This is a genomic window from Gilvimarinus chinensis DSM 19667 (assembly GCF_000377745.1).
In the GTDB taxonomy this organism is placed as follows: domain Bacteria; phylum Pseudomonadota; class Gammaproteobacteria; order Pseudomonadales; family Cellvibrionaceae; genus Gilvimarinus; species Gilvimarinus chinensis.
On record NZ_KB898706.1, the window covers coordinates 586,258 to 600,375 of the forward strand.

General features: G+C 52.9%; 13 protein-coding genes. All 13 read left to right on the top strand.

Annotated elements, in window-relative coordinates:
• The first annotated feature begins 2 nt into the window (after positions 1 to 2).
• The gene (locus D568_RS0102700; protein ID WP_020208028.1) at positions 3 to 1,553 is read left to right on the top strand and encodes an HAL/PAL/TAL family ammonia-lyase; all 1,551 of its coding nucleotides are present in this window, start codon (positions 3 to 5) and stop codon (positions 1,551 to 1,553) included.
• Positions 1,546 to 1,983 (top strand): acyl-CoA thioesterase, encoded by a 438-nt coding sequence (locus D568_RS0102705; RefSeq protein ID WP_020208029.1) that lies wholly within the window; start codon positions 1,546 to 1,548, stop codon positions 1,981 to 1,983. The genes D568_RS0102700 and D568_RS0102705 overlap by 8 nt, the downstream gene beginning before the upstream one ends.
• A gap of 1 nt (position 1,984) precedes the next feature.
• Entirely contained in the window at positions 1,985 to 2,635 is a 651-nt protein-coding gene (locus tag D568_RS0102710; RefSeq protein ID WP_020208030.1) for an outer membrane lipoprotein carrier protein LolA, read from the top strand.
• A gap of 35 nt (positions 2,636 to 2,670) precedes the next feature.
• Positions 2,671 to 4,971, top strand: coding sequence for an MMPL family transporter (locus D568_RS0102715; RefSeq protein ID WP_169334780.1), 2,301 nt, complete (start codon positions 2,671 to 2,673; stop codon positions 4,969 to 4,971).
• 16 nt (positions 4,972 to 4,987) lie between these two features.
• Positions 4,988 to 6,250, top strand: coding sequence for an NAD(P)/FAD-dependent oxidoreductase (locus tag D568_RS0102720; RefSeq protein ID WP_020208032.1), 1,263 nt, complete (start codon positions 4,988 to 4,990; stop codon positions 6,248 to 6,250).
• Positions 6,250 to 6,786, top strand: coding sequence for a hypothetical protein (locus tag D568_RS0102725; RefSeq protein WP_020208033.1), 537 nt, complete (start codon positions 6,250 to 6,252; stop codon positions 6,784 to 6,786). Before D568_RS0102720 ends, D568_RS0102725 begins: the two co-directional genes overlap by 1 nt.
• Complete coding sequence (locus D568_RS0102730; protein ID WP_020208034.1) at positions 6,783 to 7,961, top strand: beta-ketoacyl-ACP synthase; 1,179 nt, start codon at positions 6,783 to 6,785, stop codon at positions 7,959 to 7,961. The genes D568_RS0102725 and D568_RS0102730 overlap by 4 nt, the downstream gene beginning before the upstream one ends.
• The gene (locus D568_RS20900; protein ID WP_020208035.1) at positions 7,948 to 8,424 is read left to right on the top strand and encodes a hotdog family protein; all 477 of its coding nucleotides are present in this window, start codon (positions 7,948 to 7,950) and stop codon (positions 8,422 to 8,424) included. Before D568_RS0102730 ends, D568_RS20900 begins: the two co-directional genes overlap by 14 nt.
• Positions 8,425 to 8,438: 14 nt before the next feature.
• The gene (locus D568_RS0102740; protein ID WP_020208036.1) at positions 8,439 to 9,164 is read left to right on the top strand and encodes a 3-ketoacyl-ACP reductase FabG2; all 726 of its coding nucleotides are present in this window, start codon (positions 8,439 to 8,441) and stop codon (positions 9,162 to 9,164) included.
• The gene (locus D568_RS0102745) at positions 9,164 to 10,381 is read left to right on the top strand and encodes a beta-ketoacyl-ACP synthase (protein ID WP_020208037.1); all 1,218 of its coding nucleotides are present in this window, start codon (positions 9,164 to 9,166) and stop codon (positions 10,379 to 10,381) included. Before D568_RS0102740 ends, D568_RS0102745 begins: the two co-directional genes overlap by 1 nt.
• The gene (locus D568_RS0102750) at positions 10,378 to 11,604 is read left to right on the top strand and encodes a beta-ketoacyl-ACP synthase (protein WP_020208038.1); all 1,227 of its coding nucleotides are present in this window, start codon (positions 10,378 to 10,380) and stop codon (positions 11,602 to 11,604) included. Before D568_RS0102745 ends, D568_RS0102750 begins: the two co-directional genes overlap by 4 nt.
• Positions 11,605 to 11,728: 124 nt before the next feature.
• Positions 11,729 to 13,003 carry a DcaP family trimeric outer membrane transporter gene (locus D568_RS0102755; protein ID WP_020208039.1) on the top strand — a complete coding sequence of 425 codons (1,275 nt, stop codon included), beginning with the start codon at positions 11,729 to 11,731 and terminating at the stop codon, positions 13,001 to 13,003.
• Positions 13,004 to 13,013: 10 nt separating this feature from the next.
• Positions 13,014 to 14,033, top strand: a complete 1,020-nt coding sequence (gene glsA, locus D568_RS0102760; protein ID WP_020208040.1) for a glutaminase A — start codon at positions 13,014 to 13,016, stop codon at positions 14,031 to 14,033.
• Positions 14,034 to 14,118: the final 85 nt, after the last annotated feature.

Consider the following 14,118-nt stretch of genomic DNA (forward strand, 5'->3'; position numbering starts at 1 on the left):
CAATGAGCATAAGTAACACCGCCATCGAATTTGGCGCCAAGGCTATTACCATTGAAGATGTGGTTGCCATCGCTCGCGGGGCCAGTGCCCGCATTACTGATGACCCAGCCGCTTGCGCCCGCATTAATGCCAGCGCCAAATTTGTGGCCGATTTGTGGCGCGAAGAGGGCGTGATTTATGGGGTGACTACGGGTTATGGGGACTCATGTACGGTATCAATTCCACCGCATTTGGTTGAGGAATTACCCTTGCATCTAACCCGATTTCACGGCTGTGGGTTGGGGCGAGAGTTTGATGCAATACAGGGGCGTGCAATTTTGGCAGCGCGTTTAGCGTCATTGTCGCGCGGCTATTCCGGGGTGCGCATGGAGTTGTTAGAGCGTTTGGCTGAATATATCGAGCTGGACATTGTGCCTGTAATTCCTGAAGAAGGGTCGGTGGGTGCCAGTGGTGATTTAACCCCGTTGTCTTATGTTGCCGCGAGTTTGGTCGGTGAGCGCGACGTTTACCATCAAGGTCAGCGCAAAAGTGTCGCAGCCGTTCTGCAAGAGAAAAATTTGCAACCTCTGCAGTTGGCTCCTAAAGAGGGCTTGGCCATCATGAATGGAACGGCCGTGATGACGGCTGTGGCGTGCCTGGCTTTCGATAGGGCGCAGTATCTTGCCAAGCTCGCCACGCGAATTACCGCTATGGTCAGTGTTGCGCTCAAAGGTAATAGCAATCACTTTGACGGTAAGTTGTTTTCGGTAAAGCCGCACCCTGGTCAGGGACAAATTGCCCAATGGATTCACGACGACTTACACGCCCCGGAAGTGGAACGTAATTCTGATCGCCTTCAGGACCGCTACTCGGTGCGTTGCGCACCGCATATTATTGGTGTTTTGCAAGACGCCTTACCTTGGTTTCGTCAGTTTATTGAAACCGAGTTAAACAGCGCTAACGATAACCCCATTATCGATGGTGAAGGAGAGCATGTGCTGCATGGCGGGCATTTTTACGGTGGGCATATCGCTTTTGCTATGGATTCATTGAAAGTGGCCGTTGCCAATGTCGCCGACTTAATTGACCGGCAAATGGCCCTGTTGATGGATGTAAAGTTCAACAATGGGCTGCCCTCGAATTTATCGGGTGCGGTTTTTGAACGCAGCATGATTAATCATGGTTTTAAAGCCGTACAAATTGGCGCTTCTGCGTGGGCTGCCGAGGCGTTAAAACACACTATGCCTGCCAGTGTATTTTCGCGCTCAACTGAATGTCATAATCAGGACAAGGTCAGCATGGGGACCATAGCCGCCCGCGACAGTCTGCGTGTGCTTGAGTTGACCGAGCAAGTGGTTGCCGCAGGCCTGCTGGCCGCGACCCAGGCCTTGTCTTTACGTCAACAGCAATCCGACTTTAACCAGCAATTAATTACCCCTGCATTACAGAGTATGACTGAGCAAGTGCGCAAATACTTTGATGTGGTCGAAGAAGACCGTCCCTTGGAGGGTGTGTTGCGAAAAAGTGTGCAATTAATCCGCGAGCAGCACTGGGAGTTATACAGCCATGGCTGAGCAAAAGGTAATTGTTACCCAAACAGTCAAAGTACCTTTTTACGATGTAGATAGCATGGGCATTGTCTGGCACGGCCATTACATAAAATATTTTGAGGATGCCCGCTGTGCGCTGCTTGACGCGATCGATTACAACTACGAGTCAATGAGTGCCTCAGGCTATGGCTTTCCGGTGGTGGATTTACATCTCAAATATGTGAAGCCCGCGCGGTTTAACCGTTTGTTGAAAGTAGAGGCGACGCTCGAAGAATGGGAAGTTCGGTTGAAAATTCGCTATCGCATTATCGATTTGCACTCCGGTGATATCCTGACCAAGGGACACAGTGTACAGGTGGCGGTGAGTGTAGATGACGGTGAAATGTGTTTTGCAACTCCGCCCATTCTCGCTGAGAAAGTCCTAACTTATTTGGGTAAAGTCGGAGACGCGTAGTATGAAAAGCATCGTGAGGGCATTCGCTCTGTTGTTACTCTGCTCTTCTACTTTAACGGTATCGACCGCGATTGCCCAGGGCATCCTTGATTACCCAGTCAATACCCCTGAACAGATAGAGCGTTTGGACACAATAGCTGGCGCTATGCGTGCCAACTTACCGGTTCGGGCTCAAATAAGGCAAGAAAAACACATGGCTGTGCTCGCTCAACCACTGATTTCCTCGGGGGCTTTTTCTCTGGCGGTGAATGGCGATATTGAGTGGCAGATACGTGAGCCCTTTGCGGTTCGCTACAGCGTCCAAGGAGGTGAAATTACTCGTGAAGTAGACGGCGAGGTAGAGACAATAACAGCCACACATGAGCCTTCGGTGTATGGTTTTTTCCGCATGTTCGAGCAATTGTTCAAGTTCGACGCAGAAACTCTGAAACACTATTTTTTAATTTATCTTGCTCCTGCTTCAGACCGTCACGCTTGGGATATGGCTCTGGTGCCCTCAAAAGCGCCGCTAAGTGACGTGGTGGCTACTCTTATTGTTAGTGGTGATGGCGGCCGAGTGGAAAAAGTGACGATTACCGAACCGGGTGAAGACTACACGGTGTTGAGCTTTCGCTATGACAATACAGTGTCTACCGAGGCTGTGGCTCCCTGATGATGCGCGCTTTTAGCCGCTGCTGCAGGCTACTTGTGCTGGTCATTATGCTTTTGGCTGTGTGGCAATTACCTCAGCTGAAAATCGATAGCGACCTGCTTGCTCTTTTCCCCACAGGACAGCAACCGGAGGCCCAAGGCCGCGCTGAAGAGTTGCTCTCGAAAAAATACGAACAGCAAGTATTATTGTTATTGGCGGCCGATGACTCCAGTGCTCTACGCACACACTTGCCTCTTATTGTGGATGTTTTACAGGCTTGCGAATGCATCGCCTGGGCGGGCACCCAATTCAAGACAGAGAACGCCACCGATAGGCTTGACGCTGTTTATAAAAATCACGCTAATATTGTGCTTACCGAGCCATGGCGTGATCGTTTGTTGCGCGAGCCACCCGAGAAAATACAACAACAACGGCTGCGGGAATTTGTAACTTCCCCTGGTTTGCTTAATGAACACATACTGGCCAACGATCCGTTAGGCAGTGTGCAGGATTTTCTTCGTACACTTCGCTCTGTGCCAGAGTCAGTGAGTTTTGATGAACAGGGCAACCCGTACATTGTTATTGAAAAGCGACATTTTTATTTACTGCGGGTCGAGTTGCAGGGGTCTCCATTTTCTATACGTACGCAAGCGCAATTTGCACAATCTCTTAATGCCGCACTGAAAAAGGTACGAGAATTACCCGGGTTCCGACAGCTGCAAACCGGTGCTGTTTTTTACACTATGGACGGCACGGAGCAGGCCCGTACTGAGATATCAACCGTTGGAGTCGGCTCTGCAACCGGTATTGTACTGTTGCTGCTGATCGTATTTCGCCGCGTAGACATTGTGTTGTTGGCATTTGCGCCTATTGCTGTCGGTGTGGTTGCAGGCCTGTTAGTTACTCAATGGGCATTTGGTCGTGTACACCTTATGGCGCTTGTGTTTGGCGCAGCGCTGGTGGGGGTGGCTATTGACTATAGCTTGCACTTTTTTACCGAAAGACTCGACAGTGGTCCTGCTTGGCAGGCACCAAAGGGAGCAAAGCGGTTATTTGCACCGCTGGCTTTGGGATTGGTCTCAAGTTGCGCCGGTTATCTGAGTTTTATGGCTTCGGGTTTTCCCGGTTTTATGCAGATCGCGGTCTTGTCGAGCACAGGTTTGGCCGCTGCTTTTATTTTTGTGATGGGATGGTACCCATTATTACTCGCGCGCCCCGTAAGTACACCCATGCCGCGCTGGCTCGCGGTTTTGGTGGCAAAGGTTATCGGTGGGCATAGTCGTTTTTTGGCCAATTGCCAGCGGCCCTCTGTGTACTTTGGGGGTATTGTTTTGGTGCTTGGAGGTATCAGTTGCTGGCAGGTAAATGATGATATCAGAGCGATGCAAAGTATGAATCCGGCACTTCAGAAAGCTGAAAGTACCTTGCGCGAATACATGCCCGGACAACCGGCGCTGCAGTATCTTTTAGTCCAGGCTAATGATATCAATACCTTGTTGCGTCGTGGTGAGCAGCTGCAAGCTGAACTAGATGCGCTAGTGGTGGAAAATAAACTTGGCGGTTATAGCCTCCTGTCGCAATGGGTGCCTTCGCTTGAGCGCCAGCGCGATAGCGCCAGGCTGTGGCAGCAGCAAGTACTCGACAGTGGGTTGTTAAACCGCTTATATGAAAAGCTCGGGGTAAAAGCTCAGCAGGCAAAGGCCTATACAGCTCGTTGGAGTTCTGCCCGTAACTTGCCACCAGAAGCACTGTTACCGATATTATCGGAGGTTCCTGGGGCGCCTGGCTATTTTGCGATGAATGACAAGCATTACAGTGTTGTGCATTTATATGCGCCCGTGGATGCCGCCGCGGCGGCTTCTCTGGCAGCTCAGCATGCTGAGCGACAATGGGTTGACCCCGTGGCCCGCACCAGTGGTTTACTGCAAACTTATCGTGAGCGCGCCAGCGTTCTATTGTTGGTCGCCTACAGCGTGATTTTCTGCCTTTTATTGATTCGTTACCGTGTGTTGGGTGCGGCAAAAGTGATAGCGCCGCCGGCCTTGGCGAGTGTACTCACTATCGCGATTTTATTGCTCTCAGGGCAAGCCTTGAGTGTGTTTCATGTAATGGCTTTATTGCTTGTGTTGGGGATTGGCGTGGATTACTCGTTGTTCTGGCGCGAAAGCGCAGGCAAGTCTCGCGCTACCATGTTAGCCATCGGTTTATCCACGATAACCACCGTACTATCCTTTGGACTTTTAGCCCTGAGTTCTACAACGGCCATTCACAACTTTGGCCTGGTGGTGTTAGTGGGAATTTTTCTGGTATTTTTACTGGCGCCGTTATCTGTGCACAGGTGTGACGCCGGACGTTAATAAGTGGGGATGTTTTATGGCGGATAAGCCAGAGCTGGCCGTGGTGCCGAACAAAGCCGAGGTGGTTGTGATTGGCGCGGGGCCCTCGGGGGCTATTGCTTCAGCGTTACTGCACCGTGCTGGTGTGGATGTTGTGGTGTTGGAGCGCGATCGTTTTCCGCGTTTTTCAATCGGAGAAAGCCTGTTGCCTCAGTGCATGGAGTACATTGAAGAAGCCGGTTTTTTACCAGCGCTGCGCGCGGCGGGCTTTCAGTATAAGAACGGTGCCGCGTTCGCATGGGGTGAGCGTAAAACTTACTTTAATTTTGAAGAAAAATTCTCACCGGGGCCAGGTACTACATTTCAGGTAGAGCGTGCCCGGTTTGATCAGCTGCTGGCAGAGCAGGCCGAATTGCAAGGTGTGCCAATCGCCTATCAGCACAGTGTAACCAGCTACACTGAAACAGCAGATGGCGTAAGACTGGGGTATAGCGACAGCGACAGTAACAGTGGTTCGATTGAGTGTCGTTTTGTACTGGATGCCAGCGGCTTTGGGCGGGTGTTACCTCGACTGCTAGGCCTGGAGTCACCTTCAGATTTTCCTGTGCGCCAGGCGGCCTTTACCCACATAGACGATGGTATCCGTGATGTTTCGTTTGATCGCAATAAAATTCTAATTACGGTACATCCTGAAGAGCGGGACATCTGGTATTGGTTAATTCCTTTTGCGAATGGAAAAAGCTCATTAGGCGTTGTAGCCAGTGCCGAAAAACTCGCCCAGCGAGGGGCGAGTTCACCCCTTGAATTGCTGCAAACCATGGTCAGAGAAGCTCCGTCACTGGCCGAGACGCTCAGCGCCGCACAGTGGAACTGCCCTGCAAATCAATTAACGGGTTACTCATGTAACGTCAAACATTTAGCGAGCAATCGATACGCCCTCTTGGGCAACGCGGGGGAGTTTCTCGATCCGGTTTTCTCATCCGGGGTAACCATAGCAATGCGTTCAGCCAGCATGGCGGTGCGGGTACTTTTGCGTCAATTAGCCGGAGAGTCTGTCGATTGGCAGGCGCAGTATGAGCGACCTTTACGCCAAGGCGTGGCCACGTTTCGTGTGTTTGTGGATGCCTGGTACGACGGATTGTTTCAAGACATTATATTTTATCCCGATCAGGCGGAGAACTTGCGAGAAATGATCTCTTCCATATTGGCGGGCTATGCCTGGGATAGCGACAACCCTTTTGTTGCGCAACCTAAGCGTCGCATGAATACCTTGGCACAGTATTGTTCCTCGGTGACCTGATGAAAGTACGTTATTGGCTGTTTGTTCTTAGCGTATTGGTCGCGAGCGGCTGTGCTCGTCAGGTAATGGTTCCTACCGGCGCACATTGTCCTGAGCTTTACAGCGCAACCGCCTTTCTCACACTTCGTCAGCACGATTCCCCTGTGCGCCTGCTACTGCGTGCAGAGCGCACAGACGAAGGCTTTACCTTTGTTGCCCTAGATACTTTAGGTGCTCCTCTTTTTGTGGCCCGAACTGCGGGGGGAGAGGCGCAGGAGTGGCAAATAGAGGTGAACAAACTGTACCGCGGCCCTGCTGCCAGTGAACTGATTGAAGCGTATAGCTGGTGGCAAAGGCGAGCCGCATTAACGGCTGCCTGTGCGATGGCCGCTGGTTTTCAGTTGACAGAAAATAGTGAACGCGCAGTGCTTTTCAGAGGTAAAAAACCTTGGTGGCAATGGCAAAAGTCTGAACCTATGCAGTACCAGTATGGCGGCATCTCGGTAACCATTAATGAAACACAAACTGCTCACCCACAAGACGAGGCCGCACCGTGAAATTTTATTTAACCGATATGGGGCTGGTAAATGGCTTAGGGGAAGGGAAGGCGGGAGTGAGTAAAGCTCTCTTCGCGGGTGCGAGGGCCTTTCAACCCTGCGACTGGGTGGCTGATAAACCGACTTACGTATCAGCTGTTACCGCCAGCTTACCCGAACTGCCCTCTGAACTCGCAGAGTTTAACAGTCGCAACGCTCGCTTGGCTTACAGCGCCATTAGCCAGCTGCAAAACACGTTGGCGCAGGTGAGGGCGCGCTACGCACCGTCACGTATTGCCGTAGTAGCGGGTACCAGTACGTCGGGTATCGCGGAGGGCGAGGCCGCTGTGGCCGCGCATACTAAAGGTGAACCTATTCCTGCAGATTACCATTATCACGCTCAGGAGATTGGCAACTTGGGGCCGTTGGTGGCTCAATTGTGTGGCGCTGAGGGGCCTGCTTATACCTTGTCGACAGCCTGCTCCTCCAGTGCACATGCGCTGGCCTCGGCGCGGCGATTATTGGCGGCGAATATGGCTGATGCGGTCATTGCCGGTGGTTCAGACAGCTTATGCCGACTGACGGTGAACGGCTTTGCCGCCTTGGATTCCGTCAGTTCGGGTGTATGCAGCCCGTTCAGTGAGGGGCGCGACGGTATTAATATCGGCGAGGCGGCGGCGTTTTTTCTGGTAACGCGAGAGCCCATCCTGCACCGGGTGGAGTTACTGGGTGTGGGGGCCTCGTCCGACGCCTATCATATTTCCGCGCCCGACCCGCAGGGAAAAGGCGCAGAGGCCGCAATCCGTATGGCTTTGCAGCAGGCCAACCTCGAGCCCTGTGCGGTAGATTATGTGAATTTACATGGCACAGGCACACCGTTAAACGATGCCATGGAAGCGGGGATTATTGATCGCTTATTTCCCCATCGCCCCTGGTGTAGCAGTAGCAAGGGCCAATTGGGGCATACCTTGGGTGCCGCAGGTGCCACCGAGGCTGCTTTGATCTGGCTGGCGCTGACGAATGGCGATGGTAAACTGCCCCCCCATTGTTTTGATGGTCATTACGATCCGTCGTTACCGAGCTTAAACCTGGTGCCGACGGGCGGGAAGGCTGAACCGGGTGCACAAGTGTGCCTGAGTAATTCATTTGCTTTTGGCGGTAATAATGCCGCCGTGATTTTACATGCTGGACATTGAACGTTATATACCTCACCGGCCACCTATGCGGCTGGTGGACAACCTGGTTAGCGAGACACCTCAGCAGGTAGTGACGGCGTTCTCGGTTGACCGGGATCACGTGTTTTTTGATGCGAGTGTCGCCGGTGTCCCTACCTGGGCTGGCATAGAGTTTATGGCGCAGACTGCTGCGGTTTGGCTGGGCCTTGCCGATGAAAGAGCCGGTCGCGCTATTGCGCCCGCCTTCTTAATTAGCACTCGGCACTACACGGTAACTCAGCCGGTATTTGCCGTAGGGGAAAGTTTTCAAGTCGCTGTAGAAGTGGCGCTACAGGAGGAGCAAATCGTGTCGTTTAATGGCAGGGTTTACTCCTCTGATAATGCGAAAGGTTATTTGGCCGAAGCAGTGTTCTCTGCTTTCCGCCCAGATGATGCCGAAGCGTATTTAGCAGCGAGTGAACCACCGGGTTTGAGCCGGTGGTAATACAGGAGAATGTTATGCAGCGTCGGGTCCTAGTTACCGGCTCAAGTCGCGGTATTGGCCGTGCAATTGCGCTTAACTTGGCGCGTCAGGGTTTTGCCGTCAGTGTGCATTGCCGTGGAAATGTGGCAAAGGCCGATGAGGTCTGCCGCGAGATCGAAGCCTTGGGCTGCGAAACGGAACGCCTGTGCTTTGATGTAGCTGACCGAGCCGCCACGCGCGAGGCTTTAGAGCAAAGTGTGGCCAGCCACGGCGCGTTCTATGGTGTCGTCTGTAACGCGGGTATCACCCGGGACAACGCATTCCCAGCCATGAGTGAAGAGGACTGGGACAGCGTTATTCACACCAATCTAGACGGTTTTTATAACGTCGTTCAGCCTTTGGTTATGCCGATGGTTCAGGCACGTAAAGGCGGGCGTATTGTGACTTTGTCGTCCATTGCCGGGTTGGCGGGTAATCGTGGCCAGGTTAATTACAGCGCTACCAAGGCGGGACTGATTGGCGCCACCAAAGCCTTGGCATTGGAGTTGGCGAAGCGCAAAATCACTGTGAACTGTGTAGCCCCCGGCATTATCGAAACCGATATGATTGACGAGGTGTTTGCGGATGAGGCCAAGAAAATGATTCCCTTACGACGCTTCGGCCAGGTGGATGAGGTGGCCAGTTTGGTGGGGTATTTAATGAGTGATCAAGCCGCATACATCACTCGCCAGGTTATCTCGGTAAACGGTGGAATGCTCTGATGCGTCGGGTGGTTATTACCGGAGTGGGTGCTGTCAGTTCACTGGGTAACACCTGGGCTGAGGTTGAGGCGAGCTTGCGTGCCGGCAAAAATAAAGTGCGCGTGTTTGAGGCATGGAACGAGATTGAAGGCCTTAATACGCGTTTAGGGGCGCCGGCCGACTTTATCGCTCCCAACTACCCGCGCAAAAAATTGCGCAGTATGGGCCGGGTGTCGGTGATGTCGGTTTACGCCACCGAGCGCGCATTGGCTCAGGCAGGCCTAAGCGACGATGCGTGCCTAACCGACGGTTCAACCGGTGTGTCCTACGGCTCGTGCATTGGTACGCCGGGGGATGTGCCTGCGCTCAGTAAGGTGGTCACAGATAAAACCACCGTTGATCTCACGGCGTCTACTTACTTGCGTACCATGACCCACACCGCCACGGTGAATATCGGGATGTTTTTCGGTATGACTGGACGCATTATTCCCACCGCCTCCGCGTGTACATCGGGCAGCCAGGGTATCGGCTACGCGTATGAAGCCATCAAGTATGGTTTGCAGAATGTGATGGTGGCTGGTGGCGCTGAAGAATTTCACGTAACCCCCATCGCCGTGTTTGACACGCTATTTGCCACCAGTACCCGCAATGATTCGCCCGAGCTGACACCACGGCCGTTTGATAAAGAACGCGATGGTTTGGTGATTGGTGAAGGGGCGTGCTCTTTGATTCTGGAAGAGTACGAACACGCACGGGCACGCGGCGCCAATATTCTGGGTGAAGTCGTCGGCTATGGCACCAACTCAGATGGCGCACATGTGACTGAGCCCAAAGCTGAAACCATGGCGCGCGCCATGCAACTTGCGCTGGATGATGCGGGCCTGGACGCCGCCGCGATTGATTACGTCAATGCTCATGGCACCGCTACCGCCAAGGGCGATATCGCCGAAACCCGGGCGACGGAAAATACGGTTGGTAAGGACAAACCCTTTAGTTCGTTAAAAAGTTACATCGGCCACACCCTCGGTGCCTGCGGTGCATTGGAGGCGTGGATGACTTTGGAAATGATGCGCAGCGGATGGTTTGCTCCGACCATTAACCTGCAAAATCCCGATCCCGAATGCGGTGCCTTGGATTACTTGATGGGCAGCGGACGGGAGTTGGATGCCGAGTACGCCATGAGCAATAACTTTGCCTTTGGTGGCGTGAATACCTCACTGATTATCAAACGCTTATGAGGCGCGTGGTGGTGACTGGCCTGGGGGCCGTGACTGCCCTGGGTAATAGCTGGCCCGAGTTTCGACGCGCTTTAGAATCTGGCACCAGTGGTATTCGCCTGATGCCGGAATGGGCCGACTACACGGGTTTAAACACTCAGGTTGCCGGGCCGGTCGATCACTTTGTTATGCCGACGGATTACCCGCGTAAAAAAATCCGCAGTATGGGGCGGGTGTCGCAATTGGCCGCCGTTGCCAGCGCGTCCGCTCTGGAGCAGGCGGGTTTGACGCAAAGTTCGCTGCGCCACAGCGGTCGAATGGGGCTGGCGTATGGTTCGTCTACGGGCAGTACCGATGCCATTTGCGAGTTTGCAGCGCGCCTCAGCGGGCGGGATTTGTCCGGTGTCACGGCTACCAATTACGTGAAAATGATGAGTAACACCACGGCGGTAAATTTAAGCGTGTGTTTTGAAATACAGGGCCGCACTTACTCTACCTCTACCGCGTGTACGTCGGGCAGCCAGGCCATCGGCTACGCTTTTGAAGCCATCGCCAGTGGCAAGCAAGATATTATGCTGGCCGGTGGTGCCGAAGAACTCTGCCCATCTGAAGCGGCGGTGTTTGATACCTTTCGCGCGACTAGCCGTAAAAACCACTGCCCACAACAAACCCCCAGCCCCTTTGACGCCGAGCGAGATGGCTTGGTGATTGGGGAGGGGGCGGCGAGCTTGGTGCTGGAGGATTACGACCACGCCAAGGCGCGTGGCGCACTGATATTCGGTGAAATAATAGGGTTTGCCACGAACTCCGACGGTGGGCATGTGACCCAGCCAGATTCCAGCAGCATGCAAAAAGCGATGGCACTGGCGCTGGAAGATGCAAGGATTAATGCCGCCGATGTGGATTATATTAATATGCACGGCACCGCCACCGAGTGGGGCGATATCGCCGAAAGCGAAGCCTGTTTTAAGGTGTATGGTAATCCCATGCCGGTGAGCAGTTTAAAGGGGCATCTGGGCCATAGTCTGGGTGCTTGCGGTGCGATTGAAGCCTGGGCCTGCTTGCATATGTTACGCGATCAGGTGTTAGCCCCAACATTAAATTTGCATCAGCCTGACCCGCGCTGCGCGCCGTTACAGTACTTAAGCGGCTCTTTGCGCGAGCAAAAAATCCACACCATTGTCAGCAATAACTTTGCTTTTGGCGGGTTGAATACCTCACTCGTTTTTCGCGCCGTCTCTTAAAACATACTCAGCGCGCCAAGCGTCACTGCATGCGCCGTGCATTGTCAGTGTCATAAAGCAGCGCTATATTCTCTGACAGTCTGTAAGGCTGTCTATTTCTACGCATTCAATAAGAGGACGTGATATGCGTTGTTTCCTGAAAAGTTTTCTCCCTTTAATGATTGCCGCCTCGAGCAGCGGTGTGTGTTTTGCCGATGAGCTGGATGAATTGCGCGAAGAAGTTATGGTTACCCGCGCTCAGCTTGAATTACTGCAAGCGCGTTTGGGGTTGGGTGAGGCCATTGTCAGCAGTAACGACAGTTGGCGACAAAAGTTTGAGGTGTATGGCTTCGCCCAGCTGGATTACATTCAGGATTTTGAACGGGTACAACCTGAATGGGATTCCACCTTACGCCCCTCGCGTATTCCCACCACCGACGGTCAATACGGCAGTGACGGTCAAGCCATTTTAAGTGCCAGGCAAAGTCGGTTGGGGGTGAAAGCCGAGCTTCCCGCTGGTGATGACAGTATTTACACGGTTTTTGAAATTGATATGTTTGGTGTTGGCTCCGATGAAGGGCAGACGACACTTCGCCTGCGCCACGCCTATGGTCAGTGGCGCAGTTTGTTGGCCGGGCAAACCAACACCCTGTTTATGGATGGTGACCTGTTTCCCAATGTGATTGATTATTGGGGCCCATCGGGGATGGTGTATTTGCGCAACCCGCAAATTCGTTGGACGCCCGTAGAAGGTAACAACAGTTTTGCCATCGCCATTGAAAACCCAGGCAACGATGTGGACGATGGGCTTCTGGGAGCGGCGGGTTTTAATTTAAGCGGCAGTGAAACCCTGCCGGACCTGACCGCTCAGTATCGCGCTCAGGATGCATGGGGGCATGTGCAGGTGGCCGGTATTTTGCGCGACCTGAGTTACGAAGAGCAAAGCACCAGCGACCATGAGCCCAGCGGCAGTGACTTGGGTTACGGCCTCAATATTACCAGCGTTCTTAACCTGGGCGATGATCATCTGCGCGCAGGGGTTGTGTACGGCGAAGGTATCGCCAGCTATATGAACGATGGCGGTATGGATATGGCGCCCGATACGCTTAACCCTGAGGACTTAACTTCTGTGCCTTTATTGGGGGTGATGGCTTACTACGAACACGCCTGGAATGATCGCATGAGCAGCGCAGTGGGTTACAGTTTTACCGAGGTAGATAATCACGCTCAGCAATTAGGGAGTGCCTTCAATAAAGGTGAGTATGCGTCCGTTAACTTACTCTACAGTCCGTTTTCGCAAGTGCTGGTCGGCGCTGAATACCTTTGGGGGCAGCGCACGGATTTTGACGGTGACGCCGGCACTGATAACCGCGTGCAATTTTCCGTGAAGTACACCTTTAGCAGTAAAGATTTTTTCTAAGGAGCAGAACATGAGGCAAGTACTATTAAATTGTAAAGCATGGGTTTTTTGCTGCGCGGTTATGGTGGCAGGTTTTACCCAGGCAGCAGAAATGACCAAGGCAAATATTAAACAAGCGCTGGCCGATGCCTATAAAAAATATCGTCATTTGGATGAAGGTAAAAACGCCGATTATATTCCTGCGTTGGCGAAAGTGGATTCGGGTATTTACGGTATTGCACTGGTAACAGCCGATGGTAAGGTCTACACCGAAGGCGACGTAAAGTCTGAAGTGTCTATTCAGTCTATTTCGAAAGTGTTTACCATGGCACTGGTGATAGATCAGGACGGCACCGATGAGCTGCTGCACAACATGGGGGCGGATGCTACCGGGCAGGTGTTTAACTCCATTGTGGCGATTGAACAGTATCAGGGCTCGGAAATGAACCCTTTGGTAAATGCTGGCGCAATTGCCACTACCGGTTTAGTCGACGGCAAAGACTACGATGAGATCTGGGGTAAAATTGCCAGCGAATACAACGAGTTTGCCGGGCGCGAACTTACTGTGATGGAGGATGTGTACCAATCCGAAGCGGCCACCAATCAGCGCAATCAGGCTATTGCGTCTCTTATGCATGCCTACGGTCATATTGATGAAAATTTTCTGCGCGCTACGGACATCTACACCCGCCAGTGTTCGGTAGGTGTTAACGCCAAAGACCTGGGGTTAATGGCTGCAACCTTGGCGAATGCGGGCAAAAACCCTGTGACTCAAAAGCAGGTGACTTCTGCGGAAAATGTACCGGAAATTCTCGCGGTAATGGCGACGGCGGGCCTGTATGACGATGCGGGGAAATGGCTGTACAAAACCGGCTTGCCCGCAAAAAGCGGAGTGGGTGGCGGCATTATTGCGGTGTCGCCGGGCAAATTTGGTATTGCCGTGATTTCACCACCGCTGGATGCCGCTGGTAATAGTGTGCGTGCGCAAAAAGCCATTGCCGATATTTCCAGTGCTCTTGGCGGCAACCCCTACCAAGTATCCGCTCATTAATCTTCAATCTTCAGGTATGGGGCCGCTAAGCGGCCCATGTCTTGCCCTTGCAGGTAGTGTAAAATTGCGCCCTTAACAACGGGGG

Excerpts from the sequence above, each read along its gene's own strand:
- D568_RS0102720 (WP_020208032.1), top strand. The coding sequence starts at position 4,988 with ATGGCGGATAAGCCAGAGCTGGCCGTGGTGCCGAACAAAGCCGAGGTG.
- D568_RS0102705 (WP_020208029.1), top strand. The coding sequence starts at position 1,546 with ATGGCTGAGCAAAAGGTAATTGTTACCCAAACAGTCAAAGTACCTTTT.
- D568_RS20900 (WP_020208035.1), top strand. The coding sequence starts at position 7,948 with ATGCTGGACATTGAACGTTATATACCTCACCGGCCACCTATGCGGCTG.
- D568_RS0102710 (WP_020208030.1), top strand. The coding sequence starts at position 1,985 with ATGAAAAGCATCGTGAGGGCATTCGCTCTGTTGTTACTCTGCTCTTCT.
- D568_RS0102740 (WP_020208036.1), top strand. The coding sequence starts at position 8,439 with ATGCAGCGTCGGGTCCTAGTTACCGGCTCAAGTCGCGGTATTGGCCGT.
- D568_RS0102700 (WP_020208028.1), top strand. The coding sequence starts at position 3 with ATGAGCATAAGTAACACCGCCATCGAATTTGGCGCCAAGGCTATTACC.
- D568_RS0102750 (WP_020208038.1), top strand. The coding sequence starts at position 10,378 with ATGAGGCGCGTGGTGGTGACTGGCCTGGGGGCCGTGACTGCCCTGGGT.
- glsA (WP_020208040.1), top strand. The coding sequence starts at position 13,014 with ATGAGGCAAGTACTATTAAATTGTAAAGCATGGGTTTTTTGCTGCGCG.
- D568_RS0102725 (WP_020208033.1), top strand. The coding sequence starts at position 6,250 with ATGAAAGTACGTTATTGGCTGTTTGTTCTTAGCGTATTGGTCGCGAGC.
- D568_RS0102745 (WP_020208037.1), top strand. The coding sequence starts at position 9,164 with ATGCGTCGGGTGGTTATTACCGGAGTGGGTGCTGTCAGTTCACTGGGT.
- D568_RS0102755 (WP_020208039.1), top strand. The coding sequence starts at position 11,729 with ATGCGTTGTTTCCTGAAAAGTTTTCTCCCTTTAATGATTGCCGCCTCG.